This window comes from Prevotella sp. ne3005, from assembly GCF_900110085.1.
Taxonomy (GTDB): domain Bacteria; phylum Bacteroidota; class Bacteroidia; order Bacteroidales; family Bacteroidaceae; genus Prevotella.
Window position 1 is genome coordinate 308968 of sequence record NZ_FOCK01000005.1, and the last position, 20020, is coordinate 328987.

General features: G+C 47.3%; 16 protein-coding genes and 1 other RNA gene. 10 read left to right on the forward strand and 7 right to left on the reverse strand.

Going from position 1 to position 20020, the window contains the following annotated elements:
- Positions 1-49 precede the first annotated feature (49 nt).
- The 3 genes from BMY16_RS09410 to BMY16_RS09420 are packed head-to-tail and all read left to right on the forward strand — an operon-like array spanning position 50 to position 1669.
- Complete coding sequence (locus BMY16_RS09410; protein ID WP_091841919.1) at positions 50-577, forward strand: nitroreductase family protein; 528 nt, start codon at positions 50-52, stop codon at positions 575-577.
- Positions 578-587: 10 nt separating this feature from the next.
- Positions 588-1106, forward strand: coding sequence for a KdsC family phosphatase (locus BMY16_RS09415; protein ID WP_091841920.1), 519 nt, complete (start codon positions 588-590; stop codon positions 1104-1106).
- On the forward strand, positions 1100-1669 hold the full coding sequence (locus tag BMY16_RS09420; RefSeq protein ID WP_091841922.1) for a Maf-like protein: 570 nt from the start codon (positions 1100-1102) through the stop codon (positions 1667-1669). The genes BMY16_RS09415 and BMY16_RS09420 overlap by 7 nt, the downstream gene beginning before the upstream one ends.
- A gap of 14 nt (positions 1670-1683) precedes the next feature.
- Here BMY16_RS09420 and prmA read toward each other — a convergent pair whose 3' ends face one another.
- Entirely contained in the window at positions 1684-2535 is an 852-nt protein-coding gene (gene prmA, locus BMY16_RS09425; protein WP_091842000.1) for a 50S ribosomal protein L11 methyltransferase, read from the reverse strand.
- A 130-nt stretch (positions 2536-2665) separates the two neighbouring features.
- On the opposite strand from prmA, the gene BMY16_RS09430 reads away from it, so the two are divergent.
- From BMY16_RS09430 to BMY16_RS09450, 5 genes are all read left to right on the forward strand, one after another.
- On the forward strand, positions 2666-3631 hold the full coding sequence (locus BMY16_RS09430) for a hypothetical protein (protein WP_091841924.1): 966 nt from the start codon (positions 2666-2668) through the stop codon (positions 3629-3631).
- A gap of 39 nt (positions 3632-3670) precedes the next feature.
- On the forward strand, positions 3671-5221 hold the full coding sequence (locus BMY16_RS09435; RefSeq protein ID WP_091841926.1) for an OmpP1/FadL family transporter: 1551 nt from the start codon (positions 3671-3673) through the stop codon (positions 5219-5221).
- Positions 5222-5350: 129 nt separating this feature from the next.
- A complete protein-coding gene (locus tag BMY16_RS09440) occupies positions 5351-6949 on the forward strand; it encodes a thiamine pyrophosphate-dependent enzyme (RefSeq protein ID WP_091841928.1) in 1599 nt (532 codons plus the stop codon).
- Positions 6946-7518: an indolepyruvate oxidoreductase subunit beta gene (locus tag BMY16_RS09445; RefSeq protein ID WP_091841929.1), complete on the forward strand. Its 573-nt coding sequence runs from the start codon at positions 6946-6948 to the stop codon at positions 7516-7518. Before BMY16_RS09440 ends, BMY16_RS09445 begins: the two co-directional genes overlap by 4 nt.
- Positions 7518-8828, forward strand: a complete 1311-nt coding sequence (locus tag BMY16_RS09450; RefSeq protein ID WP_091841931.1) for an aminotransferase class I/II-fold pyridoxal phosphate-dependent enzyme — start codon at positions 7518-7520, stop codon at positions 8826-8828. Before BMY16_RS09445 ends, BMY16_RS09450 begins: the two co-directional genes overlap by 1 nt.
- 34 nt (positions 8829-8862) lie before the next feature.
- Here BMY16_RS09450 and BMY16_RS09455 read toward each other — a convergent pair whose 3' ends face one another.
- The 3 genes from BMY16_RS09455 to BMY16_RS09465 all read right to left on the reverse strand — a co-directional run bounded on the left by BMY16_RS09455 (position 8863) and on the right by BMY16_RS09465 (position 11843).
- Positions 8863-9381 (reverse strand): hypothetical protein, encoded by a 519-nt coding sequence (locus BMY16_RS09455; protein ID WP_139207189.1) that lies wholly within the window; start codon positions 9379-9381, stop codon positions 8863-8865.
- Positions 9381-10241, reverse strand: coding sequence for a sigma-70 family RNA polymerase sigma factor (locus BMY16_RS09460; RefSeq protein WP_091841935.1), 861 nt, complete (start codon positions 10239-10241; stop codon positions 9381-9383). Before BMY16_RS09460 ends, BMY16_RS09455 begins: the two co-directional genes overlap by 1 nt.
- Before the next feature lie 108 nt (positions 10242-10349).
- Positions 10350-11843: a trypsin-like peptidase domain-containing protein gene (locus tag BMY16_RS09465; protein ID WP_091842002.1), complete on the reverse strand. Its 1494-nt coding sequence runs from the start codon at positions 11841-11843 to the stop codon at positions 10350-10352.
- Positions 11844-12258: 415 nt separating this feature from the next.
- Between BMY16_RS09465 and rnpB the strand changes: the two genes are divergently transcribed.
- Positions 12259-12661, forward strand: an RNA gene (rnpB, locus tag BMY16_RS09470) — RNase P RNA component class A.
- Between the two features lie 40 nt (positions 12662-12701).
- Here the strand turns inward: rnpB and thrC are convergent.
- The 3 genes from thrC to thrA form a co-directional block, all read right to left on the reverse strand.
- Positions 12702-14006 carry a threonine synthase gene (gene thrC / locus BMY16_RS09475; protein WP_091841936.1) on the reverse strand — a complete coding sequence of 435 codons (1305 nt, stop codon included), beginning with the start codon at positions 14004-14006 and terminating at the stop codon, positions 12702-12704.
- Between the two features lie 127 nt (positions 14007-14133).
- Positions 14134-15393: a cofactor-independent phosphoglycerate mutase gene (locus tag BMY16_RS09480; RefSeq protein WP_091841938.1), complete on the reverse strand. Its 1260-nt coding sequence runs from the start codon at positions 15391-15393 to the stop codon at positions 14134-14136.
- 3 nt (positions 15394-15396) lie between these two features.
- Positions 15397-17877 carry a bifunctional aspartate kinase/homoserine dehydrogenase I gene (thrA, locus tag BMY16_RS09485; protein WP_091841940.1) on the reverse strand — a complete coding sequence of 827 codons (2481 nt, stop codon included), beginning with the start codon at positions 17875-17877 and terminating at the stop codon, positions 15397-15399.
- Between the two features lie 338 nt (positions 17878-18215).
- Here thrA and BMY16_RS09490 point away from each other — a divergent pair, with 338 nt between their 5' ends.
- Positions 18216-20018, forward strand: coding sequence for an ABC transporter ATP-binding protein (locus BMY16_RS09490; RefSeq protein ID WP_091842003.1), 1803 nt, complete (start codon positions 18216-18218; stop codon positions 20016-20018).
- Positions 20019-20020: the final 2 nt, after the last annotated feature.

Here is a 20020-nt window from a genome sequence, read left to right on the forward strand (position 1 = left end):
TGAGAAAAATATATTATCTTTGCACCAAAATTAGATATTTAAGCATAATATGACAGAATTTAAAGATTTGGTGCAGAAGCGCCGCAGTCACAGAAAGTATACCGATGAAGAGATCGATGCCGACGACCTCAAGTTAATCATTCGTGCAGCCCTGATGTCACCTACGTCAAAAAACCAGCGCGCCTGGCAGTTTGTGGTCGTGGACGACAAGCAGGATTTGGAGAAACTCGCTGATGCGAAGAATCTTGGATCGCAGTTTCTCAAGGATGCCCCTGTAGCTATCGTTGTTTTGGGCGATCCCATGCAAAATGACTGTTGGGTTGAGGATGGTTCCATTGCCGCAGCCTCCATGCAATATCAGGCAGAGGAGCTAGGGCTTGGCTCGTGTTGGATTCAGATGCGTGGGCGTGGTCTAGACGATGGCACAACTGCTGATACTGTGATTAGAGGGGTCCTGGACATCCCCGACAATTTGAATTGTCTTTGTATCATTGCACTTGGTCATTGGACTGACGAGCGTCGTGAGCAAAGTGAGGACAAGTTAAAATGGGAGAACGTACACTTGAATAAGTTTTGATGGTTGATAGATGATTAATTACGACTTAAAAGAAATAAAGGCCATTATATTTGATATCGATGGTGTGTTGAGTTCAGAGACCATCACGCTCTCATCTGAAGGCGAACCTCTACGTACCGTGAACATCAAGGACGGTTATGCTATACAGCTGGCGATGAAACTTGGCTTGAGAATCGCGATTATGACTGGTGCTAAAGTTACCAGTATCCGTAAACGTTATGAGGGTCTTGGAGTGGAGGACATCTATATCGGCTGTTCCGTAAAGATTGAAACATACGAGACTTTCCTTCATAAATATGGTTTGACAGACAAGGAAATAATGTATATGGGCGACGATATTCCCGATCTTGAGATTATGCGTCGTGTGGGATGTCCAGTTTGTCCAAAAGATGCTTGTCCTGAGATTAAAGAGGTCAGCATTTATGTGAGTGACCGTATCGGTGGTCATGGTTGTGGACGTGATATCATAGAACAGGTGCTTCGCGCACAAGGAAAGTGGATAATGGATAAAAAGGCATTCGGATGGTGAAAAAACTTGTTTTGGCAAGTAACTCGCCACGAAGGCGCGAATTGCTTGCAGGTCTCGGAATCCCTTTTGAGGTACGAATCCTCAATGGTATTGAAGAATCTTACCCATCTTCGATGCCAGTCTCTGAAGTTGCCCTTCACATAGCAGGACTAAAGGCTGAAGCCTATCGGTCAAAAATGGCATCGGATGAAATCATTATCACTGCAGACACTGTGGTGATTGTAGATGATGAAATTCTTGGCAAACCTGTTGACAAGGCCGATGCCGACCGTATGCTGCGGCTCCTTAGCGGACGTACGCATCAGGTGATGACAGGTGTTTGCCTGGTGGCCGAAGGATGGGAAAAACGTTTCTCCGTCACCACAGATGTGACATTTAAGATACTTTCTGACGAAGAGATAAATTACTATATCACCACTTACAAACCCTTCGACAAAGCTGGTGCATATGGTATACAGGAATGGATAGGATACATAGGCGTAACCGCTTTGAAGGGCAGCTATTACAATGTGATGGGACTTCCCGTGCAGCGTATCTACGAAGCGCTGAATGCAAAGCAATAAAATGCCTTATCTGCTTATGTAAAGACCAAACAACACCAGTTTTGGTCTTCTTTTTGTTGTTGGAGGGTAAGCCCTAAAGTTTTTGCCTTCTCGATGAGCAGGGGAGCATCTTCAGTATAGAATCCGCTGAGGATAAGTATTGCTCTTTGCGCCATCTTCTTTCGGAAGAAAGACATATCTGTCAATAGAATATTACGATTGATATTCGCCATTACCACCTTAAACTCGCCATCTACCTTATTTAATATAGAAACATCACCGAGGAGGGAGGTAAAGTGATTGTCAACGTGATTTATTACCGCATTATGGCGCGCATTATCGACACTCCATTCGTCGATGTCGTAACCTATAGCCTCTTCGGCGCCGAGTTTGAGTGCGCAGATAGAGAGGATGCCAGTGCCTGTTCCGCAATCCAAAACGCGACCTCTGGGGTGGTGATCTACCAGTGTTGCGCAAATCATACGGGTGGTTTCGTGTGTTCCTGTGCCAAATGCCAGTTTGGCATCAATCTCAATATTAATAGTGTCAGCAGGCATATTGTCAGGAAGATGACGGCCATCGTGAATAGTCATTGCACCATCAGAGATGACTATTGGCTCAAAACCTTCTTGTTCCCACTGCTCATTCCAATCACGATCTTCGGTTTCGCGAATAGTGTAGGTAACGGCGGTCCCTTCGAAGGGGAAATCTTCTATAATTTCACGAAGGGCTTTCTCGTTGAATTGTGTTTGCTGCACGTAGCCCTTGAGCCCGTCTTTTGTTTCTTCAAAAGTCTCGAATCCTGCCTCTCCAGCCATTGCTGCCAATATATCGGAGGCGTCTGTAGAGTAGGGAGTAATGGTAAAAATGGCTTCGAAATATTTCATAAGGATGTTAATTTTTGAGGCAAAATTACAAAAAATAGGGAAAATCCTACCATAAGTTAGGGTTTTTCCGTACATTTGCACTAAAAATCGTTGTATTTTTGCAACGTGAAACCATATAAAGACAAAGAAAATGAAAAAACTGTTACTGATTTCCCTGCTTATCGGAGCCATGCCTTTGGGTATGATGGCTCAAGATGATGATCTCTACTTTGTGCCGAAAAAGAACAAAGCGGCTTCAAAGATTGAGGTGGTGACGGAGGATACGCAGTATGAGGGCCTGAATCGTACTGTGGATGACTACAATCGTCGTACGGCTAGTACATATGAGGTTATTGATGGTGATACAACGAAACTTGACATCATAGAATTCAGCGAGGGTAAGGGCGTATATCCTGACTCTCTGAAGGAGGACTATGAGCTGACGAAGAAGATGCAGCGTTTCGACGATTACGATATGTCAGACAATGCTGCCTTCTGGGCAGGTTATAATGCTGGTCGCTATGACTGGGGGTGGCATTCACCTTGGTACTATCGCACCTATGGATGGTACGATCCCTGGTATTACGGCTCTTGGTACAGCAGCTATTACCCCTGGTATGATACTTGGTATTATCCTTACGGCTATTATGGCTATTATGGCTGGGGTTGGCCATACCACTATGGCTACTACGGTTGGGGTTATCCCTACTATTACGGTTATCCATATTACTATGTGATTGGCGGTAGTGGCAGTGGCCACTATTATGGCCGCACAGGCAATGCAGGTACTATCGACCGCCGAGGTTCTTCTTCCTACCGCAGATACAATTCTGTGGCAGGCAATGCCAGCCGCACTTCCAGTCTGAGAGACCGTGCTGCCTCGATGGGAGGAGGCCGTGTCTACCGCAGTGGCAATTCGCAAACCTCCCGCAGTGGCAACTTCAGCGGTCGTCGTGGTAACAGTTCCACCTATAGTCCCAGCAGTTCCTCTTCGCACAGTTCATCCTCTTGGAGTGGTTCACGAAGCAGTGGAGGCGGGTTCAGTGGCGGAAGTCACTCCTCAGGCGGCTCACGCTCTTCTGGTGGCGGTGGCTCTCGTATGGGAGGACGCAGGTAATTTTACTTCTTTAAAATGTAATAATTTAATGATTAGATAATGAAAAAAGGTTTTATTTTAGCTCTGTCTCTGACAATGGTTTTGCCAGCAGTAGCACAAGATACATACGAGAGTGCCCGCCTCCTGGGCAACGACCTGAATGGTACTGCCCGTTATGTGGGCATGGGTGGTGCGATGGAAGCCCTTGGAGCAGATATCTCCACCATCAGTTCGAATCCCGCAGGCATAGGACTATTCCGTCACTCTACAGCTAGTCTCAGTTTTGGCATAGTGTCACAGCAGGATGTACAGAAGTTCGATGGCCTTAATAAGACCAATATGTCATTCGACCAAGTTGGTTTTGTCTATGCCTGTCGTACGAGTCCCACATCTTTTATCAATTTCGGGTTCAACTATCATAAGAGCCGTAACTTCGATCAGATTCTCTCAGCCGCCAACTCGCTGAGTGGTTGTTCGCAGAATGGTCTGTCGTATGACAAGTCAGCCCGCGGCCTCTATGAGCTCGACTTCAATAAAGATGGTGATATCATGGGGTGGAATGGTGACTATCGTTCGCAAATTTATTCACAGGCCGATTATATGAATACTAATGTGCTTTTGTATGATCCCAATGATGAATATTATTATTTCAACGATGCCAGCCGCTATACGTTCGATAAGGCCCATCGTGGTTGGATAGCCGACTTCGATTTCAATATCAGTGGCAACTCCAACGACCGTTTCTATTGGGGTATCACAGTCGGTGTAAAGGATGTCCGCTATAAAGGCTATTCCGAGTATGGTGAGGAGATGGTCGACTCGGAGGGCAGTTGTGGTTCTGTGGCCTATGGCGACGAGCGTAAGATCAAGGGCACCGGCTACGATATCAAGGCTGGCGTCATATTCCGTCCGGTCGAAGAGTCTCCCTTCCGCATCGGTCTCTCTGTCTCCACCCCCACCTGGTACGACCTCACCTCCAGCAATTCCAGCTATATGGTGAACAACACCCCCTATGGAGCTTGGGATAAGGGCACTAGTGGTGAGAGCTACGACTTCCATTTCTATACCCCCTGGAAGTTTGGAGCCAGCCTCGGTCATACCATTGGCACCAACGTAGCCCTCGGCCTGAGCTACGAGTACAGCGACTATGGAGCCAGCAAGAACCGCATCATCGACGGTTATGACTATTATGATAATGCCGAGAGTTCTACTGATGAATTAATGAAGCGTAATACAGAGAAGTCTCTTAAAGGTGTTCACACCCTAAAGGCAGGACTAGAATTTAAGCCAGATCCTGCACTGGCCGTTCGCTTTGGTGCCAACTATATCTCGGCTGCATATGATAAGAACGGTGTACGCGATATGACCATCGATTCCCCTGGTGTGATGTATTCTTCTACCACAGATTACACTAACTGGAAGGATACCTACCGCATTACTTGTGGCTTGGGTTATAAGTCTGGTGGTTTTAATATTGATTTGGCTTATCAGTATAGTGCTACCAATGGTGAGTTCCATCCATTCCAGCCCTATGCTGGTGGTCAGACAGGTGCTTTAGACGTAAGCCAGAAGCGTCATCAGGTACTCTTGACACTGGGTTATACTTTCTAAGTTGAAAGATTTCTGAATATAAATGCGGCTTTATGCAAATAAGGCCGCATTTATTTGTTTATTTGGCTGAAAATGCGTAACTTTGCGCACAATTTAAGAAGTAAAATTGTATAATACTCAAATAATCAAATGAAAAAGCTTTTATTGGGAGATGAGGCAATTGCTCAGGGTGCCATCGATGCAGGTCTGAGTGGTGTGTATGCCTATCCAGGAACACCTTCGACGGAGATTACTGAGTATATTCAGGATTCCCCCGTCGCGAAGGAAAGAAACATCCACCGTCGCTGGTCAACAAATGAGAAGACTGCAATGGAGGCTGCACTCGGTATGTCGTATATGGGCAAACGGGCGCTGGTGTGTATGAAACATGTTGGTCTGAACGTGTGTGCCGACCCATTTGTGAACTCTGCGATGACAGGTACAAATGGCGGACTAGTGGTTTTGGTGGCTGATGACCCCTCAATGCACTCCTCGCAGGACGAGCAGGATTCTCGCTTCTATGCGAAGTTTGCCATGATCCCTACACTGGAGCCCAGTAACCAACAGGAGGCCTACGATATGATGCAGGAGGCTTTTGACCTCTCGGAACAATTGCATCTACCCATTTTGATGCGTGTCACCACTCGTATGGCCCACAGCCGTGCTGTTGTAGAGATTAAAAACGAAGCCCGTCCACAGAACGAACTCAATTACGATGCACAGGCATCAAACTGGGTGTTGTTACCTGCTTTTGCCAAGAAGCGTAATATTGTGGTTACAGGTCAGCAGCCATTGCTAGAGCAGATGGCTGTTGACAGCAAATATAATAAGTATATTGATGCTGATAATCATAAACTTGGCATCATTGCCAGCGGTATCGCTTACAACTACCTTATGGAGTGCTATCCAAAAGGTTGTCCATTTCCAGTGCTAAAGATTTCACAGTATCCTATTCCTAAGAAATTAATTCGCCGTATGACCGACGATTGCGAGCAGGTGCTGATTGCTGAAGAAGGTCAGCCTTTTATCGAGGATCAGGTACGCGGTGTGATGCCTGGCAATGCCGTGATTAAGGGACGTCTTACGGGTGAGCTGCCTCGTACGGGTGAGCTCAATCCCGACTTCTTGAAGAAGGCACTCGGCATCGAGAGTTCTGAGAACTATGCACCTTGTGAGGATGTTACTCCACGTCCACCTGCACTTTGTCAGGGTTGTGGACATCGTGATGTCTATACAGCTCTGAACGAGGTGTTGAAGGAGTATCCCAATGCACGTGTATTTGGTGATATCGGTTGTTATACACTTGGTTTCCTGCCGCCTTATAAAGCCATCCATTCTTGTGTGGACATGGGTGCTTCGATCACGATGGCGAAGGGTGCCAGCGATGCAGGTCAGTGGCCCGCAGTTGCTATCATCGGTGACTCTACCTTTACTCATTCAGGAATGACAGGTCTGCTCGATGCCATCAATGAGAATGCGGATATTACTGTGATCATCTCCGACAACCTGACAACAGCCATGACGGGTGGTCAGGATTCTGCCGGTACAAATAAGTTTGAGGCTATCTGTAAAGGCCTTGGTCTGTCAGAGAATCACCTGAAGGTGGTGAACCCCATCCCTAAGAACATGCCTGAGATCACACAGGCCATCCGCGATGAGATCAACTATCATGGTGTGAGTGTGATTATCCCGCGTCGTGAGTGCATGCAAACTTTACAACGACATCTTAAACAAAAGAAAGCAAAATGAAAACAGATATCATTCTTTGCGGCGTAGGAGGACAAGGTATCCTCTCTATTGCCACGATCATTGGTGAGGCAGCCATGAAGGAGAACCTCTATATCAAACAGGCAGAGGTTCACGGCATGAGCCAGCGTGGTGGTGATGTGCAGTCAAACCTGCGTATCTCCAGCAATCCCATCTCCAGTGATCTGATTCCCCTAGGTGGTGCCGATGTGATTATCTCTATGGAACCGATGGAAGCCCTGCGCTATCTGCCATTCCTGGCAAAAGACGGTTGGATTATCACCTCTAGCACACCTTTCGTGAACATCCCGAACTATCCTGACATCGAGACCATTAAGGCTGATCTCCAGAAGATCAACAATGTGATCATGCTAGATATCGAGCAGGCTGCCAAGGATAATGGCGTGCCCCGTTCTGCCAACGTGATCCTGTTGGGTGCTGCCCAGAAAGCATTAGGCATCGAGTACGATAAACTTGAGGATGCCATCCGTCGTGTCTTCGGACGCAAGGGTGAAGCTATCGTCGAGGCAAACATCAAGGCTCTGGCCATCGGTAAACAAGCACAGAAGTAATGGAAACGCCAATAAAGAAAGAAATCGTTGACGGACTGGTGGCTGAGCTTGGCATCACGGATTTTGCTAAGGCAACGATCCGTGAGGTTAAACAAGTGGCAGCCAAATCCGAGAAAGCGAGTGGGGTAGAGTTCATCAAGATGGAGATGGGCATCCCTGGGTTGCCTGCGGCTCAAGCAGGTGTCGATGCACAGATCAAAGCCCTTCAGGACGGTATCGCCCATTCTTATCCCGATATTCAGGGAACGCCCGTGCTGAAAGAAGCTGCCTCTCAGTTTGTGAAAGCATTCATCGGTATCGATATCAAACCCGAGGGCTGCATCCCCGTGACAGGTTCGATGCAGGGCACCTTCGCCTCGTTCCTCACCTGTTCACAACGCGACAAGCAGAAAGATACCGTGTTATTCATCGACCCAGGATTCCCTGTTCAGAAGATGCAGCTGGAGGTGATGGGCGTGAAGTACCAGACCTTCGATGTGTATCATTTCCGTGGTGAAAAGTTAGGTCCGAAACTCGAGAGCTATCTCTCAAAGGGCAACATCTGCGCCATCGTGTATTCCAACCCCAACAATCCCTCGTGGATCTGTCTGCGTGAGGAAGAGTTGCAGGTGATTGGTGAGCTCGCTACGAAATATGATACTATCGTGATGGAAGATCTTGCTTACTTTGCGATGGACTTCCGTAAGGATCTTTCCACACCGTTTGAGCCGCCTTATCAGGCTACCGTAGCCCGTTACACGGATAACTACATGCTGCTGATCAGTGGTTCAAAAGCCTTCAGTTATGCAGGCGAGCGTATCGGTGTCACCTGTATCTCCGACGCTTTGTTCCATCGTCACTTCGATGCCTTGTCTGAGCGTTATCAGGGTTTGCCTTTCGGCCCGGTGTTCTCCACCCGTATGCTTTACGCTTTGAGTTCTGGTACAAGCCACAGTGCCCAGTATGCCTTGGCAGCCATGCTGAAAGCCGCCTACGAAGGCAAGTACGACTTCCGTAAGGAAATCAGTGTCTACGGTGAGCGTGCCAAGAAGCTGAAGGAGATTTTCTGTCGTCACAACTTCTATGTGGTGTATGACAAAGACCTTGATGAACCGATTGCTGATGGATTCTACTTCACCATCGGTTATCCTGGCATGACTTCTGGACAACTTGCTCTTGAATTGATGTATTACGGCGTGTCAGCCATCTGCCTGATTACCTGTGGTTCTGAACAGGAGGGGCTGCGTGTATGTACTTCGTTCATCGAAGACCATCAGTACGAGATCCTTGAAGAACGCATGAAAATCTTCGAAACAAACAATCCCCGATAAAGAAGAAGCCCCTGCAAGTGCAAGGGCTTCTTCTTTATTTATTTGGTGATGGAGTCTTACCATCGCGTGGTGTGCGCTGACCATCCTTTTTAGACTTCTTTTCCTTTTTGGGCTTTTCGGCTTTGATAGGTTCAGATTCCTCACTGAGATCTAAAGGTGTGAATTTGAACTCACTTTCCGGCAAATAACGTACATCGTAAGTACCTTTCTTATTATAAATGTATTGCTGTTTCATCTTGGCATACTTCTTTTCAACATCCTTGCGTTTTACAGAGCCAATGACTACGCAGGTACGATTTGGCAAGTTTCGCTCACGAGCGAAAAAGTCGCGCAGCTGATACGAGTAGTTGCTCTTACCTGCAATCATGTCCTTTTTCTTTGTCACCCACACATTATCCATCTCCTGGATATCAGTGAAGTATACGGTCGAGTCATTGAATGATGCCACAAAGCCAAACATATAAGCCTTGGGAACTTGTTTGTTTTGTGCCAATACAATCTGGCAACCTGCTATTATCAGTATTGATACTGATATGGTCTTTATCAATTTCATTATCCTAAAAATGTCTTTAAAATTTTGTTCTTACTACAACTGCGGAGCTTGCGGATGGCTTTTTCCTTGATCTGACGCACACGTTCACGGGTCAAACCGAACTTAGCACCAATTTCTTCAAGCGTCAACTCTGGACGGTTGATACCATACGAGGCCTCTATCACATTGCGTTCCCTTTCGTTGAGTATATTCAGTGCGTTCTGTATCTCTGCCCTCAATGATTCTTCGACTAGCGATGAATCTGCCATTGGTGAGTTCTCGTTCGCCATCACGTCAAGTAGACTATTGTCTTCTCCTTCGACGAAAGGGGCATCCACCGAGATATGATGTCCATTGATATTCATTGCTTCGTCAATCTTCTCTTCGGGAAGATCAATCTTCTCAGCAATCTCGTCGAGCGAGGGCTTGCGTTCAAATTCCTGCTCGAAACGGTTAATCTCGTGAGCTATCTTATTTACACTACCAACCTGATTCAGGGGAAGTCTCACAATACGACTCTGCTCGGAGATGGCTTGGAGGATACTCTGCCTAATCCACCACACGGCATATGAGATAAACTTAAAACCACGCGTCTCGTCGAAACGCTCTGCAGCCTTCAACAGCCCAAGGTTTCCTTCGTTAATGAGATCAGGTAGCGTAATGCCCTGATTCTGGTACTGCTTGGCCACACTCACTACGAATCTAAGGTTTGCCTTCGTTAACCGTTCCAACGCCTTTTGGTCGCCGTGACGGATTCGTTGTGCGAGTTCAACCTCTTCTTCCGCCGAGATCATCTCTTCCTTACCTATTTCCTGAAGGTATTTCTCCAGGGCGGCACTCTCTCGGTTTGTGATAGATTTAGTGATTTTTAGCTGTCTCATGATTGGTTATTGTTTTTAGCCGTTCTGCAAAAGTATAGCATTTTCCTGAAATGACCAAAAAAAAGCCACGAATTTTTATATTCGCGGCCTTTTTTTCATCTATTTGGCTTATTCATTGGCCAAAGGAACTGCAAAATAGCCTTTTTTACCAGTAGGATAGATGCCTTGAATATAGAGCACAGGTTCGCGACTCGTAGAGGCTTCTTTCACAACATTTTGCAAGTCATCGATGGTCTTGATTGTCTGATCGTTCACGCGCTGGATGATAAATCCCTTGGGCACGTTGGCATCCTTCAGTTTGCCACCATTAATTTTCAAAACCTCTAGACCATAGCCAATGTTTAACTGTTCCTTCTGAGCATCAGTCACAGCACGGAATGTACCACCTAGCACGTCAAGGTCGGCATTTTTCACCACCTTTGTGTTACCCTGCTCGTTTTTCAGTGTCAGGGTTACTGTGTGACTCTTCTTATCGCGCAGATAGGTGAGTGAAAGCTTATCACCAGGACGCTTCTGAGCAATAATAGCTTGTAGATCACCCATCGTCTTCACCTTCTTGCCGTCGACAGAAGTAATGACGTCGTCGCTCTTCAGATTGGCATCAGCAGCTGCGCCGTCTTCCACCACCTTGTCAATGCGTACACCTTCCATTGTACCGTAGTCTTTCACCTCCTTATCCTGATCCTTCATGATGTCAATGTAATCCTTAACACTACCGCCCTGAATGCCAATCATGGCACGCTGGTAAGAACCATACTGTTTGAAATCTTGCACGGCCTTGTTCATGATGGCCGTAGGAATGGCGAAACCATAACCGATGTTTGAACCTGTCTGGGAGTAGATCATGGCGTTGATACCAATCAACTCACCACGGGTATTTACTAGGGCACCACCAGAGTTACCCTGATTGATAGCAGCATCTGTTTGAATCATCGACGATACACCTTGTCCCATCGAACGGGCTTTGGCCGATACGATACCTGCAGTCACCGTGTTGTTCAATCCAAGAGGATTACCAACTGCGAGCACCCACTCACCAACACGTACATCATCAGAATTGGCAACCACGATAGCTGGCAGATCTTTGGCATCAATCTTAATCAATGCCAAATCCGTGGTCTTATCAGCACCAATAATACGAGCAGAATATTCCTTCGAGTTCTCATTGAGGGTTACCGTCAGCTCGTCTGCGCCATCCACCACGTGGTTGTTGGTCACGATATAACCGTCCGCAGAGATAATTACACCAGAGCCTGCTGCCGCACGCTTCGGGGTCTGTACCTGACGCTGGCGCTTCTGACCATTATTGCCCTGACCACGTCCGAAGAAACCACCGAAGGGGTCGGAGAAGAAATCCTCAAAGGGATCACTGTACTCTACGGTCTGAACCTTGGAGTTCTGAACAGACTTGATGTACACCACAGAGGGCAGAGCCTTCTCGGCAGCATAGGTAAGGTCTACAGGTTGTCCTGCGGGTGCTGATGCAACGACAGGAGCAGGTGTGGGAGCAGTAGCTGCATTGGTCTTGGTAAAGGCTGCTACTGAAAGAACCAAAGCAACGGCGCACACGGCTGGCGTTGCTACATTTACGATCTTTTTCATATTCTCAGTCATTTTTGTTATAAATTTAAAATCCTACTTATGCAACTCTTTGTGTTGCGTTGACTCACTCAGAGTTTTCGGGTGCAAAAATAAGTGCATTTTTTCAGATACTGACAAAATGTCTTGATTATTTGTCCCAATTTAACAATTCACTTCATAGCCTTAACGGGCATTTGCGTTTAACAATTAAATTCTTAAATTACTGACAAAATTAAGAATTTATACTATTTATAGTTCAAAATAAGCAATTATAAGAATATTTATGTGCGGATTCAATCGCATATTCGTAACTTTGAGACTTTATCTTGAAGATAAGCAACATCAATTTATACATCTTTCTCATGATTATGAATACAAATTTATTAGTTTTCTCTTCGCTAAATCGAAAAATTACACTACCTTTGCACCCTAGAAAGCACTGCAACGGTCTGTCGCTGGTGTCATTTTGGCACGAGAGGAAAGTCCGGGCAGCATAGGGTACCCCACTTCTGAAAGTGGAAGCTATTGGTGACAGTAGGTGTCGGTAGAAGAAAAGAACCGCCTTTCTTCGGAAGGGTAAGGGTGAGAAGGTGGTGTAAGAGACCACCAGCCAGCGGGTGATCGCTGGGCTGTGCCAACTGGGGGCTGCAAGTTCATGTAAACCGTCCCGAGAGAGGGTTACCCGCCCGAGTTGACGAAGGTCTGAGCAGCAATGCAATAGGGCTGGGACTCATGCGGCGGAGGGTAGAACGCTTGAGCCATGGGGTGACTCATGGACTAGATAAATGACAGACGCCACGCAAGTGGTACAGAACCCGGCTTACAGAGGCAATGCTTTCTTTTATACAATTATCCCCGCCAATCAGGCGGGGATAATTGTTATTTATACATCAGATAGGTCTTAAAATCGGCAAATGCCTTCGTCATGGGCACACTCTGTTTCTCGCCTTTCATAAAGGCAGCCAAGCGATCGGGAATCTCAACATCGATTCCTAGGATATCATCAACCTTTTCCTTAAACTTGGCAGGATGGGCTGTCTCACAGAACACGCCAACCTCACCTTCCTTTAGGCCGTCTTCTAATGCCTGATAGCCACAAGCACCATGAGGATCGAGTATATAACCTGTTTCCTCGTAGCATTGTTTCATTGTCTGGCGAATCTGCTCGTCGCTATAAGTAGCACCACTAATCAGCGAGGTGATACGCTCGTGGCTCTTGCCATAGAGATCGTAGATACGGGCAAAGTTAGACGGATCGCCTACGTCCATCGCATTAGCGAGTGTCTGCTTTGAGGGTTTCGGCTCATATTTGCCTGTCTGTAGGTAATTAAAGAAAATGTCATTGGCATTGTTGGCAGCAATGAATCGCTTTACAGGCAGACCCATTTCATGGCCAAATAGGGCGGCGCAGATATTACCAAAGTTCCCTGAAGGAACACACATAACCAAGTTATCAGCCTTGCCAAGCGCCTTCATTCTTGCATATGCATTGAAATAGTAGAATGCCTGTGGCAGGAAACGGGCTACGTTGATACTATTAGCTGATGTTAACTTCATGTGCTGGTTCAGCTCAATATCCATAAAGGCATTCTTTACCAATGCCTGACAGTCATCGAAAACACCATCCACCTCAATGGCTGTAATGTTCTTGCCTAGCGTCGTAAATTGACACTCCTGAATCGGACTTACCTTCCCTTTTGGATAAAGCACATACACATGGATGCCGTCGACTCCTAAGAATCCGTTGGCCACAGCCGAACCTGTATCACCAGAGGTAGCTACAAGTACGTTTACCTCTTCTTTCTGACCTTCCATGCGGATAAAATACTGGAGCAGGCGGGCCATAAAACGGGCACCTACATCCTTAAAGGCGAGAGTAGGACCATGGAATAGTTCGAGGGTATAGATGCTATCCTTTACCTGAACCACAGGACAGTCGAATTGTAGCGTATCGTAGACAATATCCTTCAGGGCATCGAGATCCACATCTTCGCCAAAGAAGGCACTAGCCACCGTATAGGCAATCTCCTGAAATGTCATCTTGTCAATTTCATCAAAGAACGCCTGGGGTAACTTCTGTATTTTCTCTGGCATATACAAGCCCTTGTCTTCAGCCAAGCCCTTTACCACTGCTTTGTGCAAATCAGCTATGGGAGCCTGATTATTCGTACTGTAGTACTTCATATTTTTGATTATTTACAATTATTCTTTTTACTCTTGTCATCTCGACTTTACTTTTGTCATCTCGAGCGTAGTCGAGAGATCTCTCCATGCGCTTTCGCTTAGTCGAGATGACATCTTTTTACTTTTTTCAGACACTCATGAGTGTCTGCATAAACTCATTGAGTTTTAGCAAACCGAATGAACCACTGACACAGCTCACCTCATCGTATTGCTGAACATCATCAGCCTTAATGCCACGATACCAGATAAGGAAAGGCACGGGCTGTCCCACATGGATACGCTGCTCCACTGGTGTGAGATGATCTGGGAGTACGGCGATGCATACAGGCTCATTCCATGATTCCACCTTATAATATATAGGGGCTATGAGACGCTGATCCAGATACTCGATGGTCTTCAGTTTCAGTTCCAAGTCTCCATCGTGGCCTGCTTCATCACTGGCTTCTACATGTACAAATACGAAATCATCGTTTTCAAGCGCCTCAATCGCTGCCTGAGCCTTGCCTTCGTAGTTGGTGTCTGCCAAACCTGTAGCACCTTCCACCTCAACAATCTTCAAGCCTGCATAGTGGCCGATGCCGCGAATCAGATCAACGGCAGAGATGACGGTTCCGGACTTGATCGCTGGATACTGCTGCTGCAGGGGTTCCATTGAAGGACGATAGCCTCCGCTCCAGGGCCAGATGCTGTTGGCTTGCCGTTCTCCACGCTTCGAACGTTCCTGATTAAAGGGGTGTTTCGCAAGGAGCTCCTGAGACTTCAGAATCATCTCGTTGATGAGGTCTGCTGTCTGCTGGGCTGAGAGTCGTCCAACTTCCACAGGTGCATTCTCCTCAGCCTTCACTAGCAACTCACGCCAAGCCTCATTGGGATGATCATGGGGTGGGGCGCAGACGATATGTTTCGAGCCACCCTTGATTACCAGCAGATGACGATATTGGATGCCAGTGATGAACTTCACCCGTTCGCAGCCCTCTCTTTCATTAATAGGCTTGGCCAGGTTCTCGTTCAGGTATTTAATCAGCACATCGGCATCGTCAGTCTCCAGATTACCGCCATTATGCGTGATGATCTTTCCGTCAGCCAGTGTGATGATATTGCAACGGATGGCAAAATCGTCGTTTGCCATCTTGTAGCCTATCGAAGCTGCCTCTAGCGGGCCACGTCCCTCATACACTTTGTTGAGATCATAACCAAGAATCGCAGTATTCGCCACCTCAGAACCTGGAGGGAAACCCTCTGGCACAGTAATGAGTCGTCCACAACGACCTTCACGGGCCAACTGGTCCATCATGGGCTTATGGGCATATTGCAATAAGGTCTTCCCACCGAGACGTTCGACGGGAAGATCTGCCATGCCATCACCAAGTATGATGATATGCTTCATAAGTTAAATGTTTGCGATAGACATGATGTTTGCGAAGACACCTGCTGCTGTGACAGCGGCACCAGCGCCGTAGCCTTGGATGAGCATGGGGTATTCCTTATAGCGCTCAGTGGTAAGCAGTACGATATTGTTAGAGCCTTCGAGTCCATAGAACGGATGTCCGTAAGGTACCTCCTTCAACGCCACGCTGGTCTTGAAGTTCGATGGGTCGTTTTCATCAGCTTCCATCGTGGCCACAAAGCGCCAACGCTTGTTCTCTGCTTCCAGCACCTTACGACGTGCCTCAAAGTCGGCATCAAGTTCTGGCAGCTTAGCCCAGAAGTCCTCGATAGAACCCTCGAAATAACTGTCGGGCACGAAGAGATGCTTCTCTACTTCGTCCTGTTCTACCTTATAGCCAGCTTCACGCGTCAGGATTACCAACTTACGGATGACGTCAGTACCACTGAGGTCGATACGTGGATCTGGCTCAGAGTAACGCTGTTCCTTAGCACGCTTCACTGTCTCTGAGAAGGGCACATCAGCAGCAATCTCGTTGAAGATAAAGTTTAGCGTACCAGAGAGGATTGCCTCAATCTTCAGAATCTTATCACCAGAGTTACACAGGTCGTTGATGGTACCGATAATTGGCAAACCAGCACCTACGTTGGTTTCATAACGGAACCACACACCACGATCGCGAGCTGTCTGCTTCAGTTTCATATAACTGTCATAATCGCTCGAAGCAGCAATCTTGTTGGCAGCTACTACTGATATATTATGCTCCAGGAATGTCTGATAGAGTGATGCAATCTGTCGGCTTGCAGTGCAGTCAACAAATACAGAGTTGAAGATATTCATCTTCACGATCTCGTCGCGCATATGCTCTGTATTGGCAGCAAACCCTGCACGCAGAATCTTCTCGTAGTTGTCGAGATCGATACCATCACGATCGAGTACGAAGTTATCCACATCGCTGATACCTACCACGTTCAGCTTCAGTCTGCGTGACTGCATCAGGAACTGCTGCTGAGTACGGATCTGCTCGAGCAGCATGCCGCCTACGGTACCGATACCACAGATGAAGATATTCAGCACCTTGTACTCCGACAGGAAGAACGAGTCGTGAAGTACGTTGAGCGACTTACGCAGGAACTTTCCATCTACCACAAATGAGATGTTCGTCTCTGAAGCACCCTGGGCACAGGCAATGACAGAGATACCAGAGCGTCCCAGTGTGCCAAACAACTTACCTGCAATACCTGGTGTCTGCTTCATGTTCTCACCCACAATGGCGATAGTGGCCAGACCACTCTCCACCTGCATGGGGAACATGGCGCCTGTCTCAATCTCCTTGGCGAATTCTGCGTTCAGCACTTCTGCTGCAGCCTCGGCATCCTCATCGCGCACACCAATAGAGGTGGAGTTCTCAGATGAAGCCTGTGATACCATGAATACGGAGATACCCTTGTTGGCCAGTGTGGTGAAGATACGGCGGTTTACACCAATCACACCCACCATCGACAAACCAGTAACGGTAATCAGAGAGGTTCCTTTGATGCTTGAGATACCCTTAATGGGTTTATTGTCATCTTCAATCTTCGACTTAATCAGTGTTCCCGGGTGTTCAGGATTGAAGGTGTTCTTTACTTTAATAGGTATATTCTTGACGCAGACGGGATAGATGGTTGGCGGATAGATGACCTTCGCACCGAAGTTACACAGTTCCATCGCCTCTACGTAAGAGAGTTCGTTAATGGTATAAGCACTCTTAATCACCTTGGGGTCAGCCGTCATGAAACCATCGACATCCGTCCAGATCTCGAGAATCTCAGCGTCGAGCGCTGCTGCGATGATGGCTGCAGTATAATCGCTGCCGCCTCGTCCCAGGTTGGTCGTCTCATGCGAATCACGGTCGCGAGCGATGAATCCAGGTACCACAGCCACTGTCTTGCTGGCATTGGTGTTGTTTGTCTTGAAGGTGGCAAACGACTCCTTCACCAGTTTCATGGTCAGCTCGGTATCCAGTACATGCTTTCCCTCCTTGTTCTCTGTGCGGATAAAGTCGCGAGAGTTCATGCGCACCCCATTCTTGATCATCGCAGCCACGATGTGCGAACTCAGTCGCTCACCATAACTGATGATGGTGTCCTGCGTCTTTTCACTCAGGTCGTGAATCAGGAACACACCGTAGTAGATGCTCCTCAACTGGTCGAAGAGCTGATCCACATTGTTAAATAAGTCAATGCGTTTTTTGTCGTCCTGAATGATGGCGTCGATCATCTGGTGGTGGCGGGTTACCATCGCTTCAAACTCCTCGCGATAGTGACAATCGCCATTCTTTGCCATTTCCGACGTGGCAATCAGCTTGTCGGTAATGCCATTCAGGGCGCTAACTACAACTACGACAGGCCCCCGTCCGGCTTCTGCCTCCACAATACTTTTCAAGCTAAGAATGCTTTTTACGGAACCTACGGACGTTCCGCCGAATTTCATTACTTTCATATTTCTATGCAATTTATCTTACCGCCGGTACCCCTACTTACAATGGGGGAATCCTCCAACGGCGGTGCAAAGGTACGATTAAGTGAGCAAAATACCAAATAAAATTGCATTTTTTTGTAATAAGACTCTTTTTTGACTGTTTCAGAGCATTCTGAGTTTACTCGGAGTAAAGTGGAGGTTTACCCGGAGTAAAGTCCACTTTTACTCGGAGTAAAGTCTGACGCCAGAAGAAGCCTTTTTGTTTTTTTTCAGGAAAGATTTGGATGCTTAGGAAAAAAACACTATCTTTGCACCAATGTAATCAAAGATATTAGCATTTTCCCGATTTGCCCATGAAAATGAATATATGGAGTCTGCTGAAGAACATTCTGCCGTTTGTATTACCTTACAAATGGCTGATTGTAGTCACACTGGTGCTGACACTCATCGGTTCACTGATGGCACAGGTCAATGCTGTGGTGCTCGATCGAGCTGTTGATGCCATCAATGCCTTGATTGGTCAGGAAGGTGGATTCCAATGGGGCGAGGCCGTCCGCATCCTTACGCTTATTACCATTATTCTATTAGGTAAGGAAGTGGTTGGAGCTATCGTCACCTTTTTCCAGCGCTACTATGGCGAGCGTATGCGCATCCTCGTTAGTCGTGACCTCTCTTTAAGGGTCGTCGAGCGGATCCTTTCGTTTCGGATGGCATTCTTCACCAACGAGGGCAACGAGACGGGCAAACTCCAGTCGCGCATCGATCGTGGCATCATGAGCCTCTCGAATACGGTCAACAATTTCTTCATCGAGATTCTGCCGCTATTCACGAGTGCCATACTTGCGCTGGCATTGATGTTTATTGCTAATGTCTACGTAGGGTTTGTGGCTCTTTGCATCGTGCCCCTCTATTTCTGGGTCACCTACATTCAGGCTGGTAAGATGAAAGGAGGGCGACGTGGTATCTTTGGAGGTCATCAGGCCGTTTCGCAGGGCATCCTTAACATTCTTGAGAGCATCACTGTCATCAAGTCGTTTAATCGTGAGCAGATAGAGGCCGATCGTCAGGCTGGCATTCAGCGCTCCATGACCGACTTGCAACTCAGTACACGTAAGAAGGCCTATCTCTTCAATGGCCTCAAGAGTTTCCTCGAGCAGATAGGTACTGTGCTCATCATTATCCTCACAGCTTATCTGGTACTTATCGATTATCCCGGCATGTCGATAGGAAAGATTATGTACCATGTGATGCTCTTTGCCAATGTCAGTGCGCCCATCCGTCAGCTGCATCGTATCTATGACGACATGAACGATGCCCTCATCTATGCCGAGGGGTTCTTTGGCATCCTCCATGCCGATGGTGAGGTGGAAGCTTCTGGCAAGCATCATCCTCAGAAGGTACAGGGCGATTTCGAACTCCAGCATGTCGACTTCACATATAGCAATGGTACGCAGGCGCTTTTCGATGTGTCTATGCGCATTCCAAGCGGAAAGATAACTGCTCTCGTGGGACTCAGTGGTGCAGGAAAGAGCACCATCGTCAATCTGCTCGATAAGTTCTACGAGCCCCAGCAAGGTAGTATCACCCTCGACGGCACAAACCTCAGCGAATGGGATACCGAGTGGTTGCGTGATAATGTGGGGCTTGTGCTTCAGAAAAACCATATCTTCGACGGAACCATCGAAGAAAACATCCGTTATGGCTGTCCACAGGCCACTCACGAAGATGTGGTTCGCGCAGCCAAACAGGCCTATATCTACGACCAGATCATGGCACTTCCTCATGGCTTCGAGACCACAGCCCTCCAACTTAGTGGTGGCCAACAGCAGCGTATTGCCATAGCCCGCATGTTCATTAAGAATCCACCTATTATATTCTTAGATGAGCCCACAGCCAGCCTCGATGCTATTGCTACCGAGCAGATCAAGGCTTCTATCGATGCCATCAAACAGGGACGAACTGTCATCATCATCTCCCACAACATAGGGCAGATTATCGATGCAGATCAAATCTACGTGCTCCAGCAGGGCAGGGTGGTTCAGCAGGGTACACCCCAAGAGGTCTATAGTCAGGGTGGTGTCTACAAAGATATCTTCGATGCCAGTGCCCGCAGTATGAACGTAGACAAGATTGCCAATACCATTAATCCGTTATCAAAATAGGC

What these genes read in the sequence shown, in the direction of transcription:
- BMY16_RS09410 (WP_091841919.1), top strand. Translation starts at nt 50, where the DNA reads ATGACAGAATTTAAAGATTTGGTGCAGAAGCGCCGCAGTCACAGAAAG.
- BMY16_RS09415 (WP_091841920.1), top strand. Translation starts at nt 588, where the DNA reads ATGATTAATTACGACTTAAAAGAAATAAAGGCCATTATATTTGATATC.
- BMY16_RS09420 (WP_091841922.1), top strand. Translation starts at nt 1,100, where the DNA reads ATGGTGAAAAAACTTGTTTTGGCAAGTAACTCGCCACGAAGGCGCGAA.
- prmA (WP_091842000.1), bottom strand. Translation starts at nt 2,535, where the DNA reads ATGAAATATTTCGAAGCCATTTTTACCATTACTCCCTACTCTACAGAC.
- BMY16_RS09430 (WP_091841924.1), top strand. Translation starts at nt 2,666, where the DNA reads ATGAAAAAACTGTTACTGATTTCCCTGCTTATCGGAGCCATGCCTTTG.
- BMY16_RS09435 (WP_091841926.1), top strand. Translation starts at nt 3,671, where the DNA reads ATGAAAAAAGGTTTTATTTTAGCTCTGTCTCTGACAATGGTTTTGCCA.
- BMY16_RS09440 (WP_091841928.1), top strand. Translation starts at nt 5,351, where the DNA reads ATGAAAAAGCTTTTATTGGGAGATGAGGCAATTGCTCAGGGTGCCATC.
- BMY16_RS09445 (WP_091841929.1), top strand. Translation starts at nt 6,946, where the DNA reads ATGAAAACAGATATCATTCTTTGCGGCGTAGGAGGACAAGGTATCCTC.
- BMY16_RS09450 (WP_091841931.1), top strand. Translation starts at nt 7,518, where the DNA reads ATGGAAACGCCAATAAAGAAAGAAATCGTTGACGGACTGGTGGCTGAG.
- BMY16_RS09455 (WP_139207189.1), bottom strand. Translation starts at nt 9,381, where the DNA reads ATGAAATTGATAAAGACCATATCAGTATCAATACTGATAATAGCAGGT.
- BMY16_RS09460 (WP_091841935.1), bottom strand. Translation starts at nt 10,241, where the DNA reads ATGAGACAGCTAAAAATCACTAAATCTATCACAAACCGAGAGAGTGCC.
- BMY16_RS09465 (WP_091842002.1), bottom strand. Translation starts at nt 11,843, where the DNA reads ATGAAAAAGATCGTAAATGTAGCAACGCCAGCCGTGTGCGCCGTTGCT.
- thrC (WP_091841936.1), bottom strand. Translation starts at nt 14,006, where the DNA reads ATGAAGTACTACAGTACGAATAATCAGGCTCCCATAGCTGATTTGCAC.
- BMY16_RS09480 (WP_091841938.1), bottom strand. Translation starts at nt 15,393, where the DNA reads ATGAAGCATATCATCATACTTGGTGATGGCATGGCAGATCTTCCCGTC.
- thrA (WP_091841940.1), bottom strand. Translation starts at nt 17,877, where the DNA reads ATGAAAGTAATGAAATTCGGCGGAACGTCCGTAGGTTCCGTAAAAAGC.
- BMY16_RS09490 (WP_091842003.1), top strand. Translation starts at nt 18,216, where the DNA reads ATGAATATATGGAGTCTGCTGAAGAACATTCTGCCGTTTGTATTACCT.